Annotated in this window: 7 protein-coding genes; 4 read left to right on the top strand and 3 right to left on the bottom strand. The window is 31.1% G+C overall.

Annotated elements, in window-relative coordinates:
* Positions 1-546: 546 nt before the first annotated feature.
* From L1276_RS25375 to L1276_RS17890, 3 genes are all read right to left on the bottom strand, one after another.
* Positions 547-693 (bottom strand): hypothetical protein, encoded by a 147-nt coding sequence (locus L1276_RS25375; RefSeq protein WP_371924206.1) that lies wholly within the window; start codon positions 691-693, stop codon positions 547-549.
* A gap of 149 nt (positions 694-842) precedes the next feature.
* Positions 843-971, bottom strand: a complete 129-nt coding sequence (locus L1276_RS25290) for a hypothetical protein (protein ID WP_256527414.1) — start codon at positions 969-971, stop codon at positions 843-845.
* A 485-nt stretch (positions 972-1,456) separates the two neighbouring features.
* Complete coding sequence (locus L1276_RS17890; protein WP_253790220.1) at positions 1,457-2,125, bottom strand: response regulator; 669 nt, start codon at positions 2,123-2,125, stop codon at positions 1,457-1,459.
* Positions 2,126-2,336: 211 nt separating this feature from the next.
* On the opposite strand from L1276_RS17890, the gene L1276_RS17895 reads away from it, so the two are divergent.
* The 4 genes from L1276_RS17895 to L1276_RS17910 all read left to right on the top strand — a co-directional run bounded on the left by L1276_RS17895 (position 2,337) and on the right by L1276_RS17910 (position 12,535).
* Positions 2,337-2,600 (top strand): hypothetical protein, encoded by a 264-nt coding sequence (locus tag L1276_RS17895; RefSeq protein ID WP_253790222.1) that lies wholly within the window; start codon positions 2,337-2,339, stop codon positions 2,598-2,600.
* A gap of 99 nt (positions 2,601-2,699) precedes the next feature.
* Positions 2,700-4,709, top strand: coding sequence for a tetratricopeptide repeat-containing sensor histidine kinase (locus L1276_RS17900; protein WP_253790225.1), 2,010 nt, complete (start codon positions 2,700-2,702; stop codon positions 4,707-4,709).
* Between the two features lie 426 nt (positions 4,710-5,135).
* Positions 5,136-6,380, top strand: a complete 1,245-nt coding sequence (locus L1276_RS17905; RefSeq protein WP_253790227.1) for a Glu/Leu/Phe/Val dehydrogenase dimerization domain-containing protein — start codon at positions 5,136-5,138, stop codon at positions 6,378-6,380.
* Positions 6,381-6,931: 551 nt separating this feature from the next.
* The gene (locus L1276_RS17910; protein WP_253790229.1) at positions 6,932-12,535 is read left to right on the top strand and encodes a non-ribosomal peptide synthetase; all 5,604 of its coding nucleotides are present in this window, start codon (positions 6,932-6,934) and stop codon (positions 12,533-12,535) included.

Raw genomic sequence — 12,535 nt, forward strand, 5'->3', positions numbered from 1 at the left:
GTATTTGATGGGGATTTTTTTGATTTTAATCATTTTTGGATTTAGATTCTTTCATTATCCTGAGTCACTGTAAACAAAACAACAGGATAGGTTTTGGATCAAGTGCAAAAGTTAGGGATTAAGCAAAAAGATTAGATAATCTAAATAAAAAGATATCTATACTTCTCACCCTCTAAATTGAGGTCTAAATGCTTTTATTTTGCATTAAAAGATTTTGCTGATGCACTTGTACTTTATTATCAAAATAGTTTAAGATGGACTGGTAATTGAAAGTTATAGTATTGAGCAGAATATTGAGTTTTAAAAATCTGATTCCTCTATATTTCTATACCAATTTGGTCATGAAAATGTGTTTATCATTATTTTTATTATAAATTCTTCGAAGTTGTTAGTTTAAATTATAAGTTGTTTTTGTATCGGGATATAGATTGAACAGCATTTGTGCTCTTACCTTTTGATTTTGAGTCCATTTTTCGCAAGATTTATAAAGCAGATATCTGTTTCTTGCTAATAAGTTGTTTTACAGAATATCCGTTGGGGTAAAAGCTAGGGGATGTATGTTTTGTTTTCTGATTTTGCTTGTATGATCAACTTATTTTCAAAATCCACAGTTTCCCATCGATGCTTGATTCTAATTCCCTGCAATGCCTTCAAAGCTAATTTTTGGACATGGAATCTGTCAGTGACTTGTATCGTTTTTGGAAAAACATCTTTTTGAGATTAATTTCATAGAATTAGCCGTATCAAGTGTTATATGTCTTTGATAAAGGATCTCTTCTTTTAATCGATCTTGCAGATATGCCCTATAACAAGATCAGCTTTAGTTCCGGCAACAATAGCTGCTAAACAGCTTTTTTACCTTTAAATTTCTTGTTCGTTACAATGGTATAAAGCTCTCCCTGAGACAAAGCGGCCTTGTCAATAGTTAATGATTCCCATGTTTTCGGGATAAATGATCCATTGGTGCGCATGTTTGCATGAGCCCATGTGGTAAAGGAACTCAGATGTTTTTTATATTGTCTTGTAGTTGGTATGGCAATCTGCAGCGCTGTATCTATTAATTTCTTTTAAAAAAGCCGCAAACTCCTGAGTCATGTGTGTTTTTTGGGCTGCTAAAGTCTAGTCTCTTTTAATTATTTCTCCATTACTTTATTAGTCCAACTACGTCTTTTTATATGTAAATACACAAACTTACCTCTTAGGGGAAAAACCTGAATAGTAATCTGATCAAGAAAATCTTTGGAAACTAGTTCAAATGAATTAAACTCTTATGTCGGCTTTATTTTTCTTAAAAGTAGAGATATATACTAATTCCTCAGTGTTATTGGTAGAAGCTACTTAAAGTGTTCTATTAAAAAATAAGCAAGCATAAATTTTATGGGGAGAACTGGTACTCATAGATGTATGGCATTTTAAATATTTCTATTCGGCGGCCAAAAAATAAAATAGTAAATTTCTATAATAATCCTAAAGTTTTAGCTTTTTCTATTAAATCTTTATCACTTCCTTTCCCTCTTAATAACTGATCTTTTATGTTTGCTTTTCTTTTTTCTATGGCACTCATAGAAAGAGGGATATAATCAGTAAGGTTTACTGTCTTGACACCTTGAGAAATTAGTATTAAAATCTGACTGTCATGATTGTCCCAGTTTATATTTTTTTTAAAAAGTTCCCTTTGAGATTCTACGATTGTACTGCTTCTAAATATTTCGCCATTAATAATATTTTTACAAATCACAGGAAATAATTCAAAATTGATATCGTTTTTTGATATAAAGCCTTCAGGCCGTATGCTTTTTATTATTTTGTCTACAGTCAAAGGTTCACTACGCATTGTAAGAAGAATTATTTTACATTTCGCAAATTTTTCTTTCAGAAGAGATGCCAGATCAATACCATCATTAATATTTAATTGTTTGTAAGGCGGTAAATTTATATCAAGTAATGCAACATCAATATTGATATTTTGCTTTAGGTTTAAAATAATTTTATTATATGCATCTTCACAATTATAGCTCTTTATAAAGTTTGGGGTGTTTTCTTGAAATAGATCGTCGGATAAAAGGTTGACATAACTATCCACAGTCATCGGATGGTCTTCGACGATTAAAATGTTTAGATTCATAAATTTGTCTAATTCGATTTTAAACAAATGTAAGAAATATTACGGACTTTCCGTAGTATAATATTAAATGCATTACAATGCTAATTAATGGTTAATAAACAATAATCAAATTAAATTATTTTGGATAATAATGTGAATTTTACGGATTTACCGTACATTTTAATTTGGTTATAGTAGTTTTTTTGTTAAAATAATCACTAAAATTATTTTTATGAAAAACAAATTATTTATTTCAGCAGTGCTAATTTTTGTTTCGTGTCTAACTTTTTCATGTACAAATGATGATTATGAAATACCTCAGGATAAATCGAGAGAATTAAAAATTGCACCAAAATATTCATTAAACAATTTAAATGAAAAAACAAATATTCAGCAGGTACAAGACTCTGTAGTGCCGAATATAATTCAAGAGGTAAACGTTACGTCTATTATTGATGGTGATCCAAGCAATCCAAGACCGCCCAGAAAAGATTAATTTTTATTTTTATAAGAAGACTATTTTATTTATTTTTAAATTTAGTAGTCTTTTTTTTCAAAAGCTTATATTTGAAATTGTAAAATAATAATTAAACTATTGAAAACTCTATTTAATTTTTTTTTTTTATTTCTAGTGCTGGTAATTTTTTCATGCACAAAAACTCAATCCACTAATTCGGAATTAAGTAGAGGTATTTCATTTGCTAACAATTTAGATAGTAATGCGAAAGAAAGGTATCTCGATTCTATAAATGCTTTATTAAAGTATCAAAATAATGATTCAGTTATTAGAAATCTTTACTTTAAGATTTCTACAGAATTTTATAATAATAATAATTTAAAAAAATCATTATCGGCAAGTTTAATGGCGCTTAAGCTATCAAAGGAGGTCGATGATAAAAAGGGAATTGCAAAGGCACTTTATTATGTTGGAGATAGCTATGTAAATGTAAAAAAAGATAGTTCCTATTTTTATTATTTGCAGGCAGAAAAATTGTATTACAAATTATCTGATTATGATAACACGGCAAGAATGTTATTCAATAAAGCGTATGTACTTTTTTATGATGGAAATTATACAGAATGTGAAGTTGAAATTTCTAAAGCTTTAAAGCTTTTAAAAGGCTCTAAAGATGAAAGATTAATTTATTCCTGTAATACCTTAATGGGAAATTGTCTGGAGAAGTTAGCCAATTATGATAAAGCATTATGGTATCACGAAATGGCTTTAAATAGTTTCAAGACATTGAAATCTACAGGTATAGATCAAGATGAAATACTTAATTATAATGTAGCATCTATTATTAACATTTGTAATCTTTATGATATAAAAGGTGAATATTCAAAATCTATAAAAAAGTTAAGAGAATTACTTTCAAAGAATTTAAAAGAAAAATCACCTAGATTATACGCAAATGTTCTCAGTAATTTGGCTTATTCAAAAATGAAAAACGGACAATTTCATAATGTTTATGCGATGTTTTCTGAATCTTTGGAAATAGTGAAAAATCATGGAAATGAATCTGACGTTCTCTATAAAAAGATCCATATTGGCGAATATTTTTTAACCCAACGAGATACTAGTAAAGCAATTCAAATTCTCAAAGAAGCAAAGCAATTGGCAATTAGAATCAAGAATAACAATGAAATTTTAACTTCATTAAAGCTGCTTTCTGTTTTAGATAAAGACAATAGATTTTACTATGCAAATGAATATATAAAATTGAGCGATAGTATAAATCTTATCCAAAAAAATACGCATAATAAATATGCACGAATTGAATATGAAACGTCTAAGATTGAAGATGAAAATAAAGTTTTAACTACAAAAAATCTCTATATCTTAATTGTTTCATTTGGTGTGATTCTATTATTAGTTATTGTTTTTATTTTGAGATATTTTAAATTTAAAAATAACGAAATCAGGTTTTTAAAGCTGCAGAAAAAGGCTAATGAGGAAATATACTTATTGTTAACAGAGCAACATGAAAAAATTAACTCTGCCAAAGAAAATGAGAAATCCAGGATCGCCAGAGAATTACATGATGGGATAATGAACAAAATTTATAGTGTTCGTATGAATTTAGGTTTTTTTAATTCTAAAGTAGATGTACAAATCATCGAAAAGAGAAAAGAGTTTATATTCGAGTTACAAATTATAGAAAATGAAATTAGAACTATATCTCATGATTTAAGCCGAACTTCTTTTTTGGACAGTAATGATTTTAACAGCTTATTAATGAGCTTAATCGAAAATCAAAAAGACATTAGTAAAACCAACTTCAGGTACATAACAGATTCAAATTTTGAGTGGGGAGATATCCAAAATATTTACAAAATAAATTTATATCGAATCGTTCAGGAAGCTATTTTAAATGTTATCAAATATGCGAATGCAAAAAATTGCGTGATCACTATCCAGAAGTCTAGTAATAAATCCCTGATAATGTCTGTTGTAGATGACGGACAAGGCTTTGATGTTAAATCCAAAAAAAGTGGTATTGGATTGACCAACATCACCGAAAGAACAGAGTCTATGGATGGTAAATTCTATTTGGAATCAAAAATAGGCATAGGTACAAGAATAGAAATTACGCTTCATTTCTAAATCCACAATTCACAAAACTTAAAAACTGTTTCTAAAAGTAATTCTTGCTTTTAGAGCAATATACTATTGCCTCAAATTGCTGATTTTAAATAGTTCGATTTACAAATAAATGCAATTCCGTAATTTTTATACACAAAGCCCGTAATTTTCAGATAAGTGTTCCTGTTATTTTCGTAAAAGTTAATTCTTTAAGTCAAAAAAGTATTTAAAGAGGTTTAGGAAAGAATTAAACACATTTTTCATCAATTTATTTGAGATAATTAAGAAACAGATAATGGTGAATTGTAATGGATGTTCAAGTGTAAAAGTTTTAAATCAGATGTCAAATTCATAATATATAAAAGTACAGTAATATGCTTGTATTTATTAATGAAAATAAATGTACGCGTAACCAGAATTGCCCAATAAAATAATATTCAAGCTAAAATGAAAAAAGCACTAAATAACTTTGAAAGTAAAGAACCTTTGCTTGTTTTTAATTGGAAAGATTCTGAATCTGAAGCTGAGGGATGGACCGTTATCAATTCTCTTCGAGGTGACGCTGCGGGTGGCGGGACACAGATGAAAAAAGGACTTAATATGAAAGAAGTTTTATATTCAGCCAAGATGATGGAGATGAAATTTTCAGTTTCTGGACCATCTATTGGCGGCGCTAAATCAGGAATTAATTTTGATCCAAATGATCCACGAAAAAACGATGTGCTTAAGCGTTGGTATAAAGTGATTTCTCCTTTATTGAAAAGCTATTATGGGACTTATGGGGATTTTAATGTTGATGATATTAATGAAGTTGTTCCTATCACAGAAGAATGTGGTATTTGGCATCCACAAGAAGGTATCTCTAATGGACATTTTAAACATACAGAGGCAGATAAAATTAATAGGATTGGCCAATTACGTCATGGTGTTTTAAAAATAATTGAGAATTCGAAATTCTCTCCTGATGTTAGTAAAAAATATACTATTTCTGAAATGATTAATGGTTTTGGTATCGCAGAAGCAATTCGACATTATTATACGCTGTATGGAGGAGAATTAAAAGGGAAGAAGGTTATCATTCAAGGTTTTGGAAGTGTAGGTGCTGCAACATCATTTTATTTAACTAGTTTGGGTGCTAAGATTATAGGAATAATTGATAGTGAAGGAGGTTTAATAAATGAGCAGGGTTTTTCTATGGAGGAAATCCGCGTATTATTTCTGACTAAAGACGCAAATAAACTTGTCAGTAAAAATAAAATTCCTTTGGAATTGATTAATGAGAAAATCTGGACCATAGGCGCAGAAATATTTGCACCCTGTTCTACATCTGAGAAAATAACTCAAAATCAAATTGAGCTTTTAGTTTTAAATGGATTAGAAATTATTTCCTGCGGTGTTAATATGCCTTTTGCCGATTCGGCTGTATTTTATGGTCCAATTATGGAAAATGTTGATAACAAAGTAAGCTTATTGCCCTATTTTATCTCAAACTGCGGCATGGTTCGGCTTTTTGCTTACTTTATGCAAAAAGAAGTTAAAATGGATGATGAAACTATTTTTAATGATATTTCCCAGACTATAAAAGATGCTATAATGAAAGTATATACTTTAAATACTTCCAAAACAAATATCAGTGCATGCGCTTTTGAGATCGCATTAAAAAAACTTGACTTAGTTCAAACGCAATATTAAAGCAGATATTTCCGGAAACAAAATACAATTATTTTGAGCTGGGCTGACATCAAAAAGTTTAAAGAACTTTTTAGCAGCAATTATCGTGAACTGAAACTGCGAATGTGTTTTGGTATTGTATTCAAACTTATTAAACCCAAAAAAAACTTACCTCAGCCTTTTAAAGGTAACTGAGCCGAAAAAGCACATATATGTGTGTTTATTTAACAAAATTAGGGATGTTTTTTTTTTTGATTTTTTAAAAAGAAGAAAATTTTTAAAATAATAAATCATGTAGTTATTCGGCTCATGATTAATGTTTTGGGTGTATATAAAAGTCCGTAATTTTTTTAGAAAAAGCCCGTAATTTTTAGATAAATGTTAATGCTATTTTGGCATAAAATTAATTAAGTCTAAATGTTAAAAATTAATAGATCAAGAGAAGATTTAGACTTTATAGAAATAGTTTTAGAATAGAAATGAAGAGTCTTGCGTGATTCTTTAAAATAGGCATAAAATAAAATTGTACAATACAACACTGGTTGCGGCCAGAAAATAGGAATGTAAAATTTATGGATAAGAATACGGTGTCAAATAATATTAATTTTGTTTCAAAATATTGGAAGAAAAAGATACTAAATAGAGAGGAAGTTCTTTTGGGGCATCAGAAACAAAATAGTCTGCCTTATGTCACTGTTAATGCCGATGAACTAAATTATTTTAACAGTCTTACCAATAAAAAACCAATAGCTCAATATACTGTTATAAGTGCTGTTTATTCTTTTTTGTTAAAGAAACTAATTAATGAATTTGACGGTTTTGTCGTGTCAGATTTTGAAGATAAAAATAATTCCCTGCTTTTATCATATCCCATAGATTTAAAAACATCATTTAAAGAATATCTACATGAGGTCAAACTTGAAATTTTAGAGGCATTAAAACATTCAGATTATAATAACGATAGTCTATCTAAAAAAATAGGTAGTAATGATTTAAGTATTTTCTCTAATTACAGTATAAAAATCAATTCCGAATCTAAGTTATACTGTAATGGTCTTTTGTTCGATATAAAAATAAATGAGGGAGGGGACATAGAAATTCATGCTTCTTATTTAGAAGGTTTTGTTAAAAAAGCAATAGCAGAACGTTTAGTTCAGTGTTTTAAATGTTTTATAATTAGTTTAGAAAGTAACATAACATTTAATTTATCGGAATATCCATTGCTGTCTGATAAAGAAAAACATCAATTATTGGTAAATTTTAATGATACCGATGCAGCTTATCCGAAAGATAAAACGATAGTGGATTTATTTGAAGAACAAGTTGAAAAGACTCCAAATAATATCGCTGTTCTATTTAAAGAAACTAAATTAACTTATAAGGAAGTAAACGAAAAGGCAAATCAGTTAGCCCATTATATTTCTTCCCAACATTCTATAGATAAAGGAGACATAATTGGTGTTTTTTTACCTAAATCTGATATTGGAATCATTTCAATATTGGCAATATTAAAGTTAGGAGCGGTTTATTTACCGATAGATACAAATTATCCTCAGGAAAGAATAGACTATTTAATAAAAGACAGCGGTTTAAAATTATTAATTAGTGACAGTGACAAATTAAATATTGATAATTGTGAGACAATAGCTTTAAAATCAATCATTTTTGAAGATAATAGCAGCAATAATATCAATGTACCTATTTCGTCTAAAGATTTAGCCTACGTTATTTATACATCGGGTTCTACCGGACAACCTAAAGGGGTGATGGTTGAACATACGAGTAACATAAATATGTCTTTGGATCAGATTAAGTCTTTTGGGATTAATGAAGATGACAAGATTATATGGTTCGCTTCAGCAGCTTTTGATGCATCCATATCTGAGATCATGATGAGTTTGTATAGTGGTGCCGCATTATGTATTCCGACAGAAGAAATAATTAAAGATAAAGATCAATTTACCAATTTTTTAAAAGAGACAAAATCAACAGTAGTTACTTTTCCTCCAAGTTATTTAGGATTATTGTCAGAAAATGATATCTCTGGATTGAGATGTATAATTACTGCCGGAGAATCTGCTAATTCAACTAAAGCAATAGCTGTTGCAGAATCAGGAATTGATTATTATAATGCCTATGGACCTACAGAATGTGCTGTTTGTGTGTCGATTTATAAGGTAACCAAAGAGGATTTTGAAAAGTCAGTTATTCCAATTGGCCGGCCAATATCAAATACTCAAGTTTATATATTGGATGAAGCATTAAAACCATTGCCAATTGGAGCAGCAGGAAAGCTGTATGTTTCGGGGTCTGGTCTGGCCAGAGGTTATTTAAATAAGTCTGAGCTGACAGAAGAGAAATTTATTGCAAATCCTTTTATAGAAGGGAAGCGTATGTATGATACTGGAGATTTAGCGTGTTGGTTACCCGACGGAAATATTGAATTTTTAGGGAGAAAAGACCACCAGGTAAAAATCAGAGGATATAGAATTGAGCTGGGAGAAATAGAAAATACAATTTCACAGTATTCAGAAGATTTAAAACAAGTAGTTGTTGAAGTAAAAGAAAACAACCAAGAGAAAGTATTGGCTGCCTATCTGGTATCGACGACAAAAATAGATAAATCGGAATTGAGAAGCTTTCTGCAAGAGAAATTGCCGGATTACATGGTTCCGGGTTTTTATATTGAATTAGAAAAATTGCCCCTAACCCCTAATGGAAAAATAGACAGGAACTCTTTGCCGGGGATCTCTGTAGAAGATGTAATAAGAAAAGAGTATGCAGGGCCAAGAAACAAAACAGAAGAAAATTTAGTTCTAATATGGCAGGAAGTATTAGGAATAGAGCAAATAGGCATAACCGATAATTTCTTTGAGTTAGGAGGACATAGTCTGATTATAGCTCAAGTAATTAACCGTACCCATAAGCAATTAGGAAAAACAGTATCTTTTAAGGTATTTTTTGCCAATCCAACGATAGAAAGTCTGAGTAAGGAGTTACAGGAGAAGGATTTTATAGCAATACCCAAAGCAGCAGAAGCGGTATCTTATCCGTTGACATCTTCGCAAAGCAGACTGTGGATATTGAGCCAGTTAGAAGGCGGTTCACTAGCCTATAATATGCCAGCGGCAGTCAAATTAACAGGAGTTGTCGATGGGACTAAATTTAAAGAATCTTTTAAACGACTGATCGATCGTCATGAAATTTTGAGAACCAGCTTCAAAACCGATCAGTCAGGAGTTGTTCGACAATATATAGCAGCTGCAGATCAGGTCAACTTTAAAATAACAGAGCAGGACTATAGTGCAATAGAAAATCAAGGAGAAGCTATTGCCGATTATTTACAAGAAATAAACAATGAGCCTTTCGATTTAGAAAAAGCACCACTTGTACGAGCATCTTTAATCAAATTAAAAGAAGAAGAATATGTGTTTTTCTTATCCCTTCATCATATCATTGGAGATGGATGGTCAATAGAAGTATTGATCTCAGAGGTTGTGAAAACCTACAATGCATTAATACAAGGAACAGAAATTGCCTTACCGGAATTAAGCCTTCAATACAAAGACTATGCAGTGTGGCTCAATGACGAAATACAGCAGGAGAAGTATCAGGCATCTGAGCATTATTGGCTTGAACAATTTGCAGGAGAATTGCCTGTATTGGATTTGCCCACTTTTAAAATCCGACCGTTAATTCAGACTTATAATGGAGACAGTGTTACACACAGATTTTCAAAAGTATTTTTAGAGAAATTAAAAAGGTTCTCAAAAGAACAGGATCTTACCTTGTTTATGAGTTTAATGACGGGAATAAATGCTTTGTTGTATAGATATACAGGTCAGGACGACATCATAATTGGAACACCAATAGCAGGAAGAGAACATCCGGATCTGGAGCATCAAATAGGTTTGTATCTCAATACGCTTGCCATACGGACTCAATTGAAAAAAGAAATCAGTTTTTCTCATCTGGCAGCATCCCAAAAAGAGACTTTATTGGGAGCTTACGAATATCAAAGTTATCCTTTTGATGTATTGGTAGGCAAACTGAACTTAAAAAGAGATACGAGTCGTACCGCTTTATTTGATGTTCTGGTGGTTTTACAAAACCAGGGACAGTTGAATAATCTTAATAATGAGGAACTGGCAAATTTTCAGGTAAGTGATTATGAGTTTTCCAGAAAAACATCGCAATTTGATCTGAGCTTCACTTTTGCTGAAACAGAAGGATTAGACCTGACCATTGAATACAATACAGACATCTATGATGCGTATTTGATAGAAAGAATGTTTATTCATTTTGAGAATCTTGTTGCGGCAGCTCTGGAACAGCCTGAAATGCCTATTCAGGAGATTGGCTACCTCACCAAAGACGAAGAGCAGCAGTTGTTGGCTGGATTTAATGATACAGCGGCAGCTTATCAAAAAGATAAAACAATAATAGACTTATTTGAAGAGCAGGCTGTCAGCACACCAAATAATATTGCAGTTGTATTTGAAGAAACACAACTAACGTATCAGGAGCTAAATGAAAAGGCAAACCAATTGTCTTTTTACTTAAGAGATCATTATGCTGTTGAACCGGATGATTTGATCGGTATAAAGCTCAATAGAAGCGAGAAGATGATCATCGTTATTCTGGGAATATTAAAATCGGGTGCGGCTTATGTGCCGATAGATGTTAATTACCCTCAGGAAAGAATCGCTTATATCGAGAAGGATAGCAATAGTAAGATTGTTATTGATGAAGAAGCTTTAGGTGTATTTACAGAAGTGCAGCAGCAATATTCGAAAAAGAATCCAGATAAAATAAACAAACCCCATGATTTAGCATATGTAATTTATACATCAGGCACCACAGGGAATCCAAAAGGGGTGATGATAGAGCATGGAAATGCAGCTGCATTGATTAATTGGTCAAAATTGGAATTTGATCAGTCAAAATTTGAAATCATGTATGCGGCAACATCATATTGTTTTGATTTATCAATATATGAGATCTTTTACACCTTAGCAATAGGAAAAAAAATTAGGGTTTTAAATAATGCTTTGGAAATAAAAAATCATATAAATGAGGAAAACAAAGTAGCATTAAATACCGTGCCTTCTGTAATTAGAAATTTATTAGATGATAACACAGATTTCAAGAATGTAGTTTTTATCAATATGGCGGGAGAAATTGTACCTCCTGATATTGTGGAAAAACTTCAGACAGAAAAAATAGAAGTTAGAAACTTGTATGGACCATCAGAGGATACAACATATAGTACAAGTTATAAAGCACTCAACCAAAGCTATATCAACTTTCCAATTGGTAAACCAATATCCAATACACAGGTTTATGTTTTAGATGCTGATTTACATTTAGTTCCCGTTGGAGTAGTAGGTAAAATTTACCTGTCAGGGGCTGGAATAGCAAGGGGGTATTTTGACAAACCAGAACTTACAAACGAGAAGTTTATCTCGAATCCTTTTACAGCCAGAGAACGAATGTATGACACGGGAGATTTGGGCAGGTGGCTGCCGGATGGTAACATTGAATTTTTGGGAAGGAAAGACCATCAGGTTAAGATACGAGGGCACAGAATCGAGCTTGGTGAGATAGAGAATGCAATATTACAGTATTCAGAGAATTTAAAGCAAGTAATTGTTGAGTCAAAAGAAGTGAATCACGAGAAAGTATTGATTGCCTATTTAGTATCGATTACAAACGTAGATAAAACAGAACTAAAGAAATTTTTACAAGAAAAGTTACCAGATTATATGGTTCCTGGTTTTTATGTAGAATTAGAAAAATTACCGCTGACTCCAAATGGAAAGGTGGATAGAAAAGTTTTACCAGGTATATCCGGAGATGATATTATGAGAAAAGAATATGTAGCTCCAAGAAGTGAGGTTGAGAAAAAGCTAGTTTTAATATGGCAGGAAGTTTTAGGAATTCAGAAAATAGGGGCCGCAGATAATTTATTTGAATTAGGAGGAAATAGTTTAAGTGCCACAAGATTAATTAGTCTTATTCATAAAGAATTTGAAGTGAAAATTTCTATAAATGATTTGTTCAAAAACAGAACATTAGAAGATCTGGCAGCTTTAATTGAAAATATTCATGCAGCGTATGGTGTTGATATTGATCAGGATAAAACTAATATTGAAATTGAAAATTTTTATATATGA

This window comes from Flavobacterium sp. HSC-32F16 (genome assembly GCF_024171645.1).
Lineage (GTDB): Bacteria > Bacteroidota > Bacteroidia > Flavobacteriales > Flavobacteriaceae > Flavobacterium.